The organism is Bacillus sp. 123MFChir2 (assembly GCF_000383235.1).
In the GTDB taxonomy this organism is placed as follows: Bacteria; Bacillota; Bacilli; order Bacillales; family Bacillaceae_G; genus Bacillus_A.
Genome location: NZ_KB910931.1, coordinates 1 through 13638, shown reverse-complemented (window position 1 = coordinate 13638; position 13638 = coordinate 1). Strand labels below are relative to the sequence as shown.

Below are 13638 nucleotides of genomic sequence, written 5' to 3'. Positions count from 1 at the left end.
ATTTACCGATAATTGTCATGGATTGGTTGAAACAGGTCCTCTTGGGTAGTCCGAACAACAGAAAAGTTATCAACATTGTAATGACCATGAAGTATTTCGTTGTGATGGCCGATGATCTTCTCAGCAGATAGAATGGAAGAATCTGTCGTCGAATGACCATCCCCAACTAAAGTAACATCAAAATGATTAACCGTTGCAGTTCTAACCGCTGTGTCGATACAATGTTCTGTTTTACATCCCATCATAACAAGATGTTCAATTTCATTTTCCTTTAAAAAGTCCATGAGTGGTGTACCATAAAACGCATTTGTAGCTGCTTTATCAAATATTTTTGCGGAAGTTGGCACATTTATTTTTGTGTGTATTTGAAACCCAGGACCTTTCCCTTCAGCAACATCCTTATCCCTTATAAAAATGATTAAAGCCTGTGATTCTAATGCCTTGTTAATAGCTAAATTAATGTTAGCTATTAATACTTCTTTATTAAACACACTTTTCGTTTCATTATTCCCATCAACTAATTCTTGTTGGACATCAATAATAAGCAAAGCTTGGTTCAATAGAAAAACTCCTTTTTCTTATAATTTGCACACGTGTTCTTCGTTATTCGTTTTGTCTTCTCTCCCTCATTAATAGATAACAATGTATTATTCCCCATCTCAATACGAATTTCCTTTTACTCATTTATTATAGAGATGATACTAAAATATAAATAGAATATTTAAATGTTTAAACGATCCAAGCAGGCCAACTGGAAACTAGAGATTGTTTTTTATGGTAATATAAGGATTGAAGGCGACTTATTTTAGTTTAAAGGGGACGTTTACATGTCAACAATAAAGATTGAGAAAGCATCTATTATAGACGCTAAAAGATTAACAGAGATTTCAGAAAAAACCTTTAATGAAGAAGCAAAAAAGTGGCTCCCAGATCGAGGGGACACAATTGACTATAACATTCAACCACCAGGATATGCTTCCATTGAAATGACCAAGTATATGATCAAGGCGTTGAATTCCTTCAAAATTCTATACAATGAAACGATTGTAGGTGGCATTATTGTCACGATTTCAGGTCATTCTTTTGGGCGGATAGACCGTATTTTTGTAGACCCTAACTATCAAGGGAAAGGCATCGGGTCAAAAGTCATTACTTTGATAGAACAAGAGTTTTCAAACGTGAAGACTTGGGATCTTGAAACATCTAGTAAACAAATTAACAACCACTTCTTTTATGAAAAGATGGGATATGAAGCAACTTTTAAAACAGAAGATGAATATTGTTACATAAAGAGAATAGGAACTTCATCAGAAATAGAAAACTTAATTGAAAATGAAAATATCTCAGGTACCCAATATGAAAACTGTAATATGGCTAAAACCGAGTGTTATCAGGTAACTCTAGAAGGCAGTTCTTTTAGCAACAGTAACATGATGAGCAGCCATATCAACAACTGTAATCTTAGTCGTTCAAAGTTCCACAATATTAATTTTAGAAACACATTGTTTGCCGATCTAAATTTTTCTAACAGTGAAATGGCTTTTGTGACTTTAAATGGGGTTCGTTTCATTGATACAAATCTTGAAGATGAAGAGAATCCAATTACGTTTAAAAGATGCAATCTTAAAGGAAGTAAAATCACTCATAGTAACCTGAGAAACGTAGAAATAGAGCAAAGCGATATAACAGGTATGAAGATAAACAATATCCCTGTTGCAGATCTTCTTGAGTTGTATTATCAAGTAAATAAAAAATAATCAATGTACGCATAAAAAACACTAGCTTTTATTTAATGAACGTTTGTTTAAAATAGCAATTTTTAAAGGAGCTTATCTATTTATCTTGTCTAGGAAGTGAGCTCCTTTATTTTCTAATTGTTTATTATAAAAAGTGATTAGAAACCTCTCTTTGATTTATATAAGTTTTATTTCATCGATAATCTTATATATCCCCTCTTCAATCCTTTCTATTTTTACATTCGATACATTCAGTTTCAATATTTTTTCTTTTGGAAACGAAGATAAATAGTTTTTTTCAATCGAATCTACTATTACTTTATTTTGTAGTAACTTTCGAATAAGCAGCCTAACAATAATCTTCTTATTTAGAATGATGTGTGTATGTACACACGGCAAATTCACGTCGTTATATTGAAATAACTGCTTATTTATACTACCCCACTCTTTCAAAGAAGCAGCTAACTTCTTGGATCTTTCATGGTAGGAAGCACGGATTTTTTGTTTATGCCGGTCGAGCATCCCGCTCTTTATGTAAATTTCTAGAGCAGCTTGTGAGATCATCGAGCTATCAATATCTTGTAATTTTTTATATGTTAAGAACCTTTCAGTTAAACAATCAGGTATAACAGCAACACCAACCCGGAGCCCTGGGAAAATAATTTTCGAGAAACTTTTCAAATAAATAACATATGAGGAATCATCATAACTATACATCGGATCCGCTTTAGCATCTCTTTCTAAATCAGCTAAATAATCATCTTCCACAACAAACACATCATACTTCTTCGCTAAACGGACAATGGCTTCCTTTTCTATCTTAGAATAAGATGTGCCTAACGGATTATGAAATCTTGGCATTGTATAAAAGAATTTAATATCTTCTGTTTGAAAAATATGTTCTAATTTATTTAAGTCGATCCCTTCGGCTGTCCGTTCTATGCCAATCACAGGGATGCCGTGCGTTTCTAAATATTCGATATACAAATGATAACTCGGTTGTTCAATTAGAATCGTTTTCTTGTTATTTGGAAATGGAATAGAAGTTAACAAAGATAATGCTTGCTGCACACCAGATGTAATAAAAATGTTTTCTTCATTTGAAAATACTTGATAGTTTGCTAGTTGTCTTTGCACAACTTGAATTAACGAAGGCAATCCTTTGGGAGTCCCATATATAAACAAATCATTTTTGTATGTATCAATTGCTTTATTTATGCAATGCTGAAAATCCAAATATGGAAAAACATCTGGATCAGGTGCAGATGTTGCAAAATCTATGACACTACTATGTTTAACATGATTTTCATTTGTTTGTTTCACAACATAGTATCCGCTTTTCAAAACGGAGTATATCATATGTCTTTTTTCTAACTCTTGAAGCGCACGTATAATGGTACTTTTCGTGCATTGATAACTTTCACATAATGATCGAATAGACGGTAATTTACCACCTTCTTTTAATTCACCGGTTTGAATTAACTTTTCTAAATCATTAAAGACAATTAAATATTTATACATGCTTACACCCCTATATTTTTGTACCGGTACAGATCATATTTATTTGTATTGTAGCACCCACAAGAAAACATTACCATTAACATACACTGGCCAGTAAGAAAATTGATGATATGAGGTGTGACTATGACACAAACAAAAAAAGCTTACGCCGCAGCAATTCTTTATACATGTATTATTGGTTTTTCATTTATGTTTGTAAAACTAACCTTCACAATCACTGGGCCGCTCGATACACTAGCTCATCGATTTACTGTTTCTTTTCTAACAGCATCTATTCCAGTACTATTCGGTTTTATCAAATTAAACATTACATTTAAAAATATGCTTTCTATTTTACCCGTAGCCATACTATATCCAGCTTTATTCTTTACGTTTCAAGCATTTGGATTAGTGTATACATCTTCTTCTGAAGCTGGAATTATTCAAGCTACCATTCCTATCTTCACAATGGTTTGTGCCTCTTACTTTTTAAAAGAGCGAACAACAATCTGGCAAAAATTTTCACTTTTGTTATCTGTGTCTGGTGTTATTTACATTTTCGCTATGAAAGGATTAGGCGATCATACTACTAGTTTTATCGGTGTTATACTTATTCTCTTATCAGCATTATCATCGGCTGGCTATAACGTGCTAGCACGAAAGATGACAAAACAATTTCGATTAATTGATGTAACATATATGATGACTGTAATTGGGTTTGTTTGCTTTCAGACATTGTCAATTGGAAATCACATTGCAACTGGAACTATGCATCTCTATTTCCAGCCCTTTACAAGCTCGTTATTTGTAATTTCCATTTTATATTTAGGAATCCTTTCCTCACTGTTAACAGCATTCCTATCAAATTATACTTTATCTATTGTAGAAGCATCAAAAATGAGTGTATTTAGCAATGTGTCTACTTTAATTACATTGTTCGCTGGTGTTATCTTTTTACAAGAAGAAATAGCGTATTACCATATTATCGGGGCAATCATGATTATTCTCGGCGTATTAGGTACAAACTTTTTAGATGAGAAATATGTGTCCTCCAAAAAGAAAAACGTTAATGTGTAAAAGAAAACGCCTGTTTTGATTCTTATCAAAACAGGCGTTCAACAATATTAAATACTCTATTCATTATTTTATAACTACCCTTTCGCCTCTAATTTAAGCATCGCCCCAAAATATTGCGAAGCTGTCGTAAAAGCAATAAATGCACAAAGTTCACTTATTTCTTCTTCACTAAAACATTCTCTCAAAATATTAAAGATTGCATTTGATATATCTCCTTTTTGCTTTAAAAATACTTCCGCAAATCCTACCGCAATTGATATTTTTTCATTAAACTTTCCAAGCTCAGGTTTTCCTTTCGCTTTACAATACTCACAGCCATTACTTTGTGCTAACGTTCTTCTTACTTGTTCCTTTAACTCAGCAGAGAGCAATGCATCCTTTTCCAATACATCACCTAAGTGAGACCACCCTTTCATCACTTCTATGTTATGCCCTAACAGTCTTTGAAATGGTGATTCTCCGAAATTTGATTCAATAATTCTTGCCATTTAAACTTCCCCCTTGTTATATTAATAATAGAAAATAAAACCGTTAAATTACATTAAAACAAGAACGAATTAACGAAAAACACGTTAAATAATTAACAAAAAAAGAGGATTTATTTTAAAAAATGAAAATAGATAATATTGATAAAAAAATAATAGATGAATTACATAAAAATAGTCGGTTATCAATGAGTGAAATTGGAAGAAGAATTAATTTATCCTCGCCATCCGTAACTGAACGCGTAAGACAAATGGAGTCATTTGGAATAATTAAAAGATATACCTTAGAAATTGATTATGAAAAATTAGGGTTGCCAATCCAGTGTATAATAGAAGCAACCGTTAAAAACGGAGATTATAAATCATTTAAAAATTATATAGAGAAACTTCCAAACGTAGAATTTTGTTATCGTATAGCAGGAAATGCTTGTTATATGTTAAAAATGCAATTTGAAAATTTCGCCAAAGCGGAGGAATTCATTGATGATGTAAATCCGATTGCACATACTGTTACACATTTTATTTTTTCACCGATTCAAACAAATTTACGAATTAATACGGACTAAACACCCGCTTAAAAATTACTAAGGTTTAATAAATTATCCTAAATCTTAGTGAAAGAATTCGAAAAAGATGTAGTTAATCAAATTAGGATTAGCCGGCCTTCATCATATGAAAGTAAGAAAACAATATTTGTAGGAGGATTTATAATGAAAAAGAGAATTACTTATAGTGTAATTGTTTTAGTAACTTTATCATTAGGAACATACATAACTCTAACGTGTAATGATAAAAAAACCGAAAAAAAGGTTCAAGAAAAACCGAAAGTTCAAGCCATTCAAAAGCAACAACAAGATAGTTATGTAGTTAGTAGTGATGATTTATCTAAAGCAGCTCAGGCTATTGGAGAAATCAAAGACGAGCAAATTATAAATGACATGATGATACATATGTCTTTCCAAAAACTCACATTCAATGAAAATAATCTTCATGTTCGTGGTACTCGTGATGTAGGGCGAATTCAAATGACCAAAGAAAACATTCAATACTTAAAAAACAACTTACATGTTATCAATAATGATGAAAGAGCAAAATATGAATCTATTCTGAACAAATGGTACAATGGAAATTTCGAATCTGCAGTTGAAAACTTTATAGAAATTCATTATTTACGTTCTGGAAAAAAGGTAAGTGCGGAGGAATTTAAACTAGCTAGAAAAACTGATAGCGATGAAAAAGAATTTATTCTCCATTTCTTTGGTCAAGAAGGATTAGATATTCATGATAAAGAGTGGAAACAGGGAAAGTTGTAGAAATGAAACTGAATTTTACTCCACTAGAAAGTACAATGTTTTAACTCCACATTACGGTATTTCCTTTGTGAAAAAATATTGTCATTAAAAACACCTCAATTTAATATCAAATTGAGGTTAACAAAATACAAAGTCTTTAATCTATCAAATGAGATATTATTATATTATTTTTACCATCATAATACTAGAGACTCGTTTATTTCTTCAGCTGTGCGAACACAATACAATAAAAACATTCCGTATGCGATGATTAATGTTAACCAGATCATGTGCTCACTCCTTATCACTCTACTTTTTAGTTAATTGCTATATTTCTAGTTTAACTCTATTATTTCATTGTAAAAATTCATTTTCCTTACAGATGTCTTACATTATTGTAAGGTCATCTATTCATTTGTTTATCTTATTAAACTCCACATTTGTTGTGTAAATTCTACATAACAAAAAAAGCACCTAACCATCATAGATGCTTCATTTATTGATCAAGCACTTACCTAAAGCTCTTCAATAATAATAATCGTCTTCTACTTCATATTTTACTAAGCAATCATTTTCCATGACTAGTTCTTTGCCAACTAAGTTACCTGTGGCACGATCAACTATTTTTTTATATATTTTATTTTGTCTGTATACTTGTCCATCTACTTTTTTTACAAAACAATGATCTTCTTCAACGATAGAATACTTATATGGAGGATACTGAGATGCTTTAATTTCGCCGTAGATGTATTCCTCGTCAAGATGTAAATTGACTTGATATGTAATATTTGAATTGTTTCTTAATTTGAGATCAATAATACCATTCATCAAAGTGGCGCCTGTACCAAATGGAATCACACGTCCATAGTCAGGAAATGGATTGAAACTATGACGATATCTTTCCACAGTTTCCAACTCCGAATGAAGAAACATCCAGTAGAGAAGATTACCTAACTGACAAAGACCTCCGCCTATTCCCTTTATCGCTTCGCCATTCATTAGAATAATTCCCTCTTTATATCCAGCCTTTTCACTCGAATTCCCAACAAGATGCCAAAATGAAAATGTTTCTCCCGGTTTAATTACAACTTGATTTATTTTACAGATTGCTAGCTTCAAATTGGTGATTTTATTATATTGTAGCTGCAAATCTGTATCACCTAACTTTCTAATAAGCAAAGATTTATGTTTATAAATCCTATATGGTAATGGTTTTTGCTCAAATGTTTTTGAAAATTTATGACCAGCCAGACGGTCACTTACTTTTTTAAACAGCCTACGCTGTCTGATTCTAATAGGAACTAAAAAAGGAAACCTTTGTGTTAATAATTTTCTTGCCATTGAGAGTTGAGCTCCTTTATATATTTGTCATCATCACTAACCATTGATCATCCCAGTATAATATGTTTTGACATGATAAGTAGATTCCCACTCGTTCAAAATGCTATTCCTGACAATGAAAAGTCAATCCTTCAACATACTTTTGCGTCATGATATATGCCATAACGGACAGGAAAGCAATATTTTTTGAAAAGCAGGAGTGGTATATTCGCAGTTAAGATCGGTATAAAAACCTAAGCTAGTTCACATTTTCGGCAAGTAAATTGTATTTATTTCACAAATGTATCACACATCCATTTATAAAACTTTTCCTTCTCTTCAAATTGTGGATAATGAGCTGATTTCTCAAAAGGAATACATTCTTTTTTATCGGATTCAATCATATCAAAATATTTTTTTGCTGCATTAGAGGAAGTCAAATAGTCATATTTACCCATGATAAAATAGCACTATTTTTGTACCAAAAGCAGAAGATTAATTGTTATTTTTATAGTAGAGGATGGTAGCAGCTAATTCACCATTCTCAGATTTCGCATAGTTAGGAATCCGCCCAGCTTGAATATAACCTAATGAAGTATATAGTTTATTAGAAGGATCCCCTTCCCTTGTATCAAGAACTAATAATGACCTATTCTTCTGTTTTGCTATTTCTTGAGCTCTTTGCATAAGTAAACGACCAATACCATTACGTCGATAATTGGGGTGTGTCATTAATTTTGCGATTTCAGCTCTATGGCTTCCATTCTGCTTCGTCGATAATTGTAACTGTACACTTCCAACAATATGATTGTTTGATTTAGCAACAAATAATATTACTTCGGGGCTAAGAACAGTTTCCCAATACTTCTCTGCATCTATTTTTACCATTGGTGGTAAAAATCCAATCGAAGCTCCATCTTCTACGACCTTTATTAAAAGTTCTGAAAGCTCATCAAGATATTCTTCAATTAAAAATAGCCGACACTAAATATTTTTAGGATCGGCTATTTCGATTAAACATCTTTATTAATTTTTAAGAAATGTAGTGTAGTGGTTAAAAAAGAACAAATTGATTTACAGGATCAATCTGTTTAAAACCAGAAAGAATTCATCCATCGATTGTTTGAGCTTACAGCATAAAATAGAATTCCGCTAGAAATATATGGGTTATATTCTCTTTTATTTTATCTTTGCACCAGAACCATAAAAGTTTACATTCAACAAAACTAAAAGAATCCTATTTATTTTATATTCTTTTAGTTTTGTTGAATTTTATTTATCTTGTTTCACTAGTTCATTTAATGATGATTGGTTTAGGATTCTTCACCGTTATCTTTCTTGGTTATCATAATATGTTTTATCGGCGTATTTTTTATCATTTCCTTTTAGATAGGCTAAAATTACTTTGGGATTTTTAAGTAAAGTCCAGTCTCCATATTTATCAAATCTTCTGCATGAAGTTATCATTCCATTTTTAATTGTACCGAATTTTTTATTATTTTGCTTTCCCCATTCTTTTAACCGTTTAGCGAAATCTGCATCTTCTGCCATAAGCATGTTTTCATTAAATCCGTTGATTGCCATAAAGTCTTTTCTATAACACCAAAAAATCCCTACAGATATAGCTCCATACTTAAAAAGTAAGGGGATTATTATTAACATTGCGGAAAGGAATATTCCTAAAGATATTCTTTCAAACTTCCCAGTTACCCCACCGCCAATGTATTTACCTGAAGTTAAATATTTATCTACATTAGACAACATAGACTCTGTCATTTGGGTATCAGCGTCTATAGTAATGATTATTTCTCCACTAGCTATTTGGGCCCCTGCATTACGAATTTTAGATAAGTTTTTATCGTTATTTTTTAATGTAATACAGTTATAAGATTTTGCTATTTCCTCTGTTTTATCTGTGCAACGATTTAAAACAACTATGACTTCGGTTTGATCTTTATATGCCTCTGATGCCTTTGCAATTGAATCCAAACATTTTCTAATGTACTTTTCTTCATTGTGTGCAGGGATTATAATAGAAAACTTCACATCTTTTTTCAAATTGATTACTGAAGATTTACTTGTTTCAGTCATAATATTCCCCCTTATTTTGCAAAGTAAATATCTATTATACATAACATATATTAATGTTTATTAACATTAATTAATATATATTAACATTTATTGGGTTGTATTATAGAAGCTGAAGGTAAAAACAAAAAGCTTTCTATAATTATCTCTCTTCTACTCTATCTATCCATTCATTTATTAGCGAATGAAATAAAACATCCTGCTCAATCTGCAAGTTATGTCCCGCTTTATCTAAAACCGCAAAAGTAGCCCGAGAAAATTTATCAAGCAAACTCCAAGCATCTTTATAGCCTGTTACTGAATCCTGTTTGCCCAATAAAAAGAGGCTTGGTTTTTCATACAGTGATATTTGGCTATCCACATCAAATGAAAAAGCATATTGCTCCCTTATTTTTGTTAAAAATACCTCATCTGCTATTTGAATTCCCGACATAATCTCTTCAAGATAACGTTGCCAATTATATTCGTTAAGCACAACAAAATTCGAACTAAAATTTTCACGTTCCTCAATATTTAACTGAGATAAAATTTTTTCATCTTGGTAAATAACCGTATGCGGAGGAATCTGCCTCTCACTTGTATCTGGAATAATCAAAGGACAAATAAATGCTGCGCCGTCTATTTTTTCTTTTCTTTTGGATATAATTCCTCTAGTTATGTAACCACCATATGATTCGCCTGCAATTAAGAAAGATTCGTCTGGAATAATTGTTTCTATAAATTTTAAAACAAGATCTAACATTCCATCTGAGTTTTGAATCGTTTCGTGTCCCTTCGTTTTTCCCATACCCGGCAAATCAATATAAATCCGTTTCCAGCCTTCTCTTTGTGAAAAAACAGGTTCCATACAACCTGACATAAGCCTATGATCCGGAGAAAAACCATGAATCATGATGATTGGTTTTCCAGAACCATAAATTTCATAATGAACTTTTACATTCCCTATTAAACATTCCACTATACCCACTCCGAATTTTTAATATTTTTAATACTTTTAACACTTTTAATACTATAATAAGGTAAAAACTATTTCTTTCCAAATAATTAATCTTTTATCTCTTTTCATTCCGAAAAAAGTTTACATAATATGATTATGAAGTGTTATAATTCTTATTGATTACCAGTTCAAAGGCTCCACCTTCAAGTACTACATCAGTTAGATCAATTCTTTCCATACCTTACTTCTTACTAAGACTGCTTGGAATTAATATATCTTTTTTAAGAATATAACAAAATCTGTATTATTGACTTTGTCGTAGTTCGTTTATTATTTCAATTGGCTTATCATCTTTTAAATAGATACGAGGTATCCTTCTGCTTAACATACAAGTAACCTCATAGTTAATCGTACCTAATGTATCTGCAATCTCATCTACATAAAGAGATTCCTTGCCTTGGCATCCATAAATAACTACCTCATCACCAACATGTATCGGCATAGCTTTTGTTACATCCAACATTAATTGATCCATACAAATACGTCCAATAATAGGAACTTTCATACCCTTTATTAAAACAAATCCTTTGTTGGAGAGCTGCCTGCTTAATCCATCAGCATATCCAACTGGGATCGTAGCAATCCATTCCTCGCCTGTTGCGGTGAATGTTGCCCCATAGCTAACTCCCATCCCTTCTTTTACTTTTTTTATATGTGCAACTTTTGATTTAAATGTCAAAATAGGTTGTAATGAAATGACTTGTTGATCAACATCTTTGGAAGGATACAGCCCATACAATGCTACCCCTAGACGAACCATATTGCCTTTTATTTCTCTCATATCAATTGTAGCAGCACTATTAAAAGAATGAATCCATGGAATATGAACTTGTAATTCTTCTGCTTTGCTAACAGCTTTCTCGAAATTTGTTTGTTGCATTAGAGTATAGGTTTTATCCTTTTCATCTGCACTAGAGAAATGTGTGTACATTCCCTCAACCTGAACATACTTTGTACACTTTAGTGCTTGTAAAAACATTGTGACTTCTTCAAGCTGTAAACCGATTCGACTCATTCCAGTATCAATGCTAATGTGGATACATGCTTTCCTATTTAAGTTTGAAGCAACGCTTTCTATAGCCTGCAAATCACCAATTGTATATACTGTCATGCTTAAATCATATATAATTGCATCTGCTATCGCATCATGTGGTGTATATCCCAAAATTAAAATAGGAACTTCAATTCCAGCTTCTCTAAGCTCAATTCCTTCATCTACAAATGCAACCGCCAAATGAGTTGTACCCGCATTTATTGCGGCTTTTGCAATTGGAACTGCCCCATGTCCATAGGCATTTGCTTTTACAGCTGTCATAATTGCTGTACCAGGAGGAATGGCTTGTTGAAACTGCTGAAAATTACGTTGGAATGCATTTAAATCAATTTCAATAACAGTATGTCTTCCATAGTTAAAATTCATAGTATATTGGCCTCCTATGTTATAAAACATTTGCTTCCTGCAATTTATTATCATTCAACGAACTGTTGATTAAACTAAATATTTTATAAATATATAGATGCAAATTGAAAAACTAACATAAAAACCCTTTTCTTTTTCGGTGGGCGAGAGCAACTGGCCATGTATATAATCGGTCAGGGCCTATTTCTGCCACATGCGCAGCGAAAACTAAAAAGAGCAAACAAGTTGTAAAAAAATAAATTGGATTTATATAAAACTCTGTCATCCTCTTGCTAACATTTTTACATATCTGCATCTATCACAAAAGGTCCACACAATATGTATTTTTACGGTCTTGTGGTAGGGTGTAAAAAAATCTGATCGCATAACAATTGATATGTTAAAAAGTTCGTAAAAAAAAGACCTCAAGTAAGAGGTCAATTAAAATTATATAAATCAATTGTAACTATTGTTCTTTCTTCAATCGTTGCGTCCTCAAAACCTTTCTCTTTACTAAACTCTCTAACCTCTCTTTGTAATGCAGATATTTTCACTTTGCCAATCTCCCTATTTTGAAACTCTCCAAAAATCTGCTCCATATTCCCTATTCTGAAAGTTAACTGGTAACGATGTTTTAAAAAAACTATCACCTACGCCAATCTTATATATCTTATTTTGCATTGGTGACCCAAAGGAAAATTCAAGCTGACAATCAATAAGGTTAAATTAATAATTAGTATCTTATCGCTCTTTTAAAACAGCATCTATTAATCGTCTATCTGATAAATATTTTGCTCTATTTGGTTGACCTTCCGCTCTTCTTACATCTAATGTATTTAAATTTGCTACAACAGAGAAAAGCGTACCAAAATTATGTTCTTTTATATTTAAACAAACATGTCCTTTCGTTTCCGACATAATTGATTGTGCAACGGAAAGATTTATTTTATTTATGTTTTCTTTAAGACGTAATTCTAGTGTTTCAAAACGTTCTTTCGATTTGCTCCAATTCCAGTTAGCACATACTGGTGTACTTTCATGATGGTTTGTACAATGGATATAATTATTAGTTGGAAAACGTACATTATAGTCGTTAGGAGCAACCTCTACAACAGCCATTTTCCCCGAAGGATCCGCTAATAAATAGTTATTGGCAACCGAACTTGGAAAACTTTTCAATACTTCTATACCTTGGTCTACAGTACAACAATTTTCTAAAATGTATTTAACGGCAAAATAAAAATTCAATCCTGGCTGAATTCCTTCATGAGGAACTGATGTAATTCCGACAAATAAACCATATTGATTTATACCATCAACTTTTCCAATAAAACAATCCGAATGACCTAGATATTTATTTTTATCTTCAAAACAAACTAACGAGGACTCAGTAGTTTTTTTCAAATTAAAGAGCATGTCATAATTACGACCAATAATCATTTCGCTTCCATTGAAAGCTGAAAAAATACTACTGTAACCGTCAAGACGAATTTTACACTTTCTGCTAAGTTTCATTTTACAATTCTGCTTAAAATAAGCTTTGCCTATTCTTCATACGATAACTGTCTCCATCCATATGGATAACTTCCACACGATGCAATAAACGATCCAAGATTGCTGTTGTAATACCTTGATCCCCCATCAAATGACTCCATTCTTCTGGGTTTTTATTCGATGTTAAAATGATTGAACTTCGTTCATACAAATGATTAATAAGCTGGAAAAACAAATTCGCTTCTCGTTG

Annotated in this window: 15 protein-coding genes and 1 pseudogene; 4 read left to right on the top strand and 12 right to left on the bottom strand. The window is 32.0% G+C overall.

What is annotated here, in order from left to right:
* Window positions 1–2: 2 nt before the first annotated feature.
* Window positions 3–560 (bottom strand): isochorismatase family protein, encoded by a 558-nt coding sequence (locus tag H280_RS0106595; RefSeq protein WP_020060331.1) that lies wholly within the window; start codon window positions 558–560, stop codon window positions 3–5.
* Between the two features lie 267 nt (window positions 561–827).
* Here H280_RS0106595 and H280_RS0106590 point away from each other — a divergent pair, with 267 nt between their 5' ends.
* The gene (locus tag H280_RS0106590; RefSeq protein ID WP_020060330.1) at window positions 828–1757 is read left to right on the top strand and encodes a GNAT family N-acetyltransferase; all 930 of its coding nucleotides are present in this window, start codon (window positions 828–830) and stop codon (window positions 1755–1757) included.
* 156 nt (window positions 1758–1913) lie between these two features.
* Here the strand turns inward: H280_RS0106590 and H280_RS0106585 are convergent, their stop codons facing one another.
* The gene (locus H280_RS0106585) at window positions 1914–3257 is read right to left on the bottom strand and encodes an aminotransferase-like domain-containing protein (protein WP_020060329.1); all 1344 of its coding nucleotides are present in this window, start codon (window positions 3255–3257) and stop codon (window positions 1914–1916) included.
* A 123-nt stretch (window positions 3258–3380) separates the two neighbouring features.
* Between H280_RS0106585 and H280_RS0106580 the strand changes: the two genes are divergently transcribed.
* Window positions 3381–4313 carry a DMT family transporter gene (locus H280_RS0106580; protein WP_020060328.1) on the top strand — a complete coding sequence of 311 codons (933 nt, stop codon included), beginning with the start codon at window positions 3381–3383 and terminating at the stop codon, window positions 4311–4313.
* 74 nt (window positions 4314–4387) lie between these two features.
* Here H280_RS0106580 and H280_RS0106575 read toward each other — a convergent pair whose 3' ends face one another.
* Window positions 4388–4801: a carboxymuconolactone decarboxylase family protein gene (locus H280_RS0106575; protein ID WP_020060327.1), complete on the bottom strand. Its 414-nt coding sequence runs from the start codon at window positions 4799–4801 to the stop codon at window positions 4388–4390.
* Window positions 4802–4923: 122 nt separating this feature from the next.
* Here H280_RS0106575 and H280_RS0106570 point away from each other — a divergent pair, with 122 nt between their 5' ends.
* The gene (locus H280_RS0106570) at window positions 4924–5364 is read left to right on the top strand and encodes an Lrp/AsnC family transcriptional regulator (protein ID WP_020060326.1); all 441 of its coding nucleotides are present in this window, start codon (window positions 4924–4926) and stop codon (window positions 5362–5364) included.
* A 144-nt stretch (window positions 5365–5508) separates the two neighbouring features.
* The gene (locus H280_RS0106565) at window positions 5509–6111 is read left to right on the top strand and encodes a DUF6241 domain-containing protein (protein WP_020060325.1); all 603 of its coding nucleotides are present in this window, start codon (window positions 5509–5511) and stop codon (window positions 6109–6111) included.
* Window positions 6112–6615: 504 nt separating this feature from the next.
* Here the strand turns inward: H280_RS0106565 and H280_RS0106555 are convergent.
* The 9 genes and pseudogenes from H280_RS0106555 to H280_RS23135 all read right to left on the bottom strand — a co-directional run.
* The gene (locus tag H280_RS0106555) at window positions 6616–7431 is read right to left on the bottom strand and encodes a VanW family protein (RefSeq protein ID WP_020060323.1); all 816 of its coding nucleotides are present in this window, start codon (window positions 7429–7431) and stop codon (window positions 6616–6618) included.
* A gap of 269 nt (window positions 7432–7700) precedes the next feature.
* Window positions 7701–7877 (bottom strand): annotated as a pseudogene (locus H280_RS0106550) (alpha/beta hydrolase); the annotation flags it as partial.
* Between the two features lie 28 nt (window positions 7878–7905).
* Window positions 7906–8379 carry a GNAT family N-acetyltransferase gene (locus tag H280_RS0106545; protein ID WP_028411130.1) on the bottom strand — a complete coding sequence of 158 codons (474 nt, stop codon included), beginning with the start codon at window positions 8377–8379 and terminating at the stop codon, window positions 7906–7908.
* A 360-nt stretch (window positions 8380–8739) separates the two neighbouring features.
* Window positions 8740–9501, bottom strand: a complete 762-nt coding sequence (locus H280_RS0106540) for a glycosyltransferase (protein ID WP_020060320.1) — start codon at window positions 9499–9501, stop codon at window positions 8740–8742.
* 139 nt (window positions 9502–9640) lie between these two features.
* Window positions 9641–10459, bottom strand: a complete 819-nt coding sequence (locus H280_RS0106535) for an alpha/beta fold hydrolase (protein ID WP_442852817.1) — start codon at window positions 10457–10459, stop codon at window positions 9641–9643.
* Window positions 10460–10739: 280 nt separating this feature from the next.
* A complete protein-coding gene (gene alr, locus H280_RS0106530) occupies window positions 10740–11915 on the bottom strand; it encodes an alanine racemase (protein ID WP_020060318.1) in 1176 nt (391 codons plus the stop codon).
* 416 nt (window positions 11916–12331) lie between these two features.
* A complete protein-coding gene (locus H280_RS25645; protein WP_020060317.1) occupies window positions 12332–12493 on the bottom strand; it encodes a hypothetical protein in 162 nt (53 codons plus the stop codon).
* A 142-nt stretch (window positions 12494–12635) separates the two neighbouring features.
* A complete protein-coding gene (locus H280_RS0106520; RefSeq protein WP_020060316.1) occupies window positions 12636–13409 on the bottom strand; it encodes a C45 family autoproteolytic acyltransferase/hydolase in 774 nt (257 codons plus the stop codon).
* A 13-nt stretch (window positions 13410–13422) separates the two neighbouring features.
* A partial coding sequence (locus H280_RS23135; RefSeq protein WP_020060315.1) for an ATP-binding protein occupies window positions 13423–13638 on the bottom strand: 216 nt, incomplete at its 5' end.

Bases quoted from the DNA above. Each gene is read 5' to 3' on its own strand.
- H280_RS0106590 (WP_020060330.1), top strand. From the start codon at position 828: ATGTCAACAATAAAGATTGAGAAAGCATCTATTATAGACGCTAAAAGA.
- H280_RS0106585 (WP_020060329.1), bottom strand. From the start codon at position 3,257: ATGTATAAATATTTAATTGTCTTTAATGATTTAGAAAAGTTAATTCAA.
- H280_RS0106580 (WP_020060328.1), top strand. From the start codon at position 3,381: ATGACACAAACAAAAAAAGCTTACGCCGCAGCAATTCTTTATACATGT.
- H280_RS0106575 (WP_020060327.1), bottom strand. From the start codon at position 4,801: ATGGCAAGAATTATTGAATCAAATTTCGGAGAATCACCATTTCAAAGA.
- H280_RS0106570 (WP_020060326.1), top strand. From the start codon at position 4,924: ATGAAAATAGATAATATTGATAAAAAAATAATAGATGAATTACATAAA.
- H280_RS0106565 (WP_020060325.1), top strand. From the start codon at position 5,509: ATGAAAAAGAGAATTACTTATAGTGTAATTGTTTTAGTAACTTTATCA.
- H280_RS0106555 (WP_020060323.1), bottom strand. From the start codon at position 7,431: ATGGCAAGAAAATTATTAACACAAAGGTTTCCTTTTTTAGTTCCTATT.
- H280_RS0106540 (WP_020060320.1), bottom strand. From the start codon at position 9,501: ATGACTGAAACAAGTAAATCTTCAGTAATCAATTTGAAAAAAGATGTG.
- alr (WP_020060318.1), bottom strand. From the start codon at position 11,915: ATGAATTTTAACTATGGAAGACATACTGTTATTGAAATTGATTTAAAT.
- H280_RS25645 (WP_020060317.1), bottom strand. From the start codon at position 12,493: ATGGAGCAGATTTTTGGAGAGTTTCAAAATAGGGAGATTGGCAAAGTG.
- H280_RS0106520 (WP_020060316.1), bottom strand. From the start codon at position 13,409: ATGAAACTTAGCAGAAAGTGTAAAATTCGTCTTGACGGTTACAGTAGT.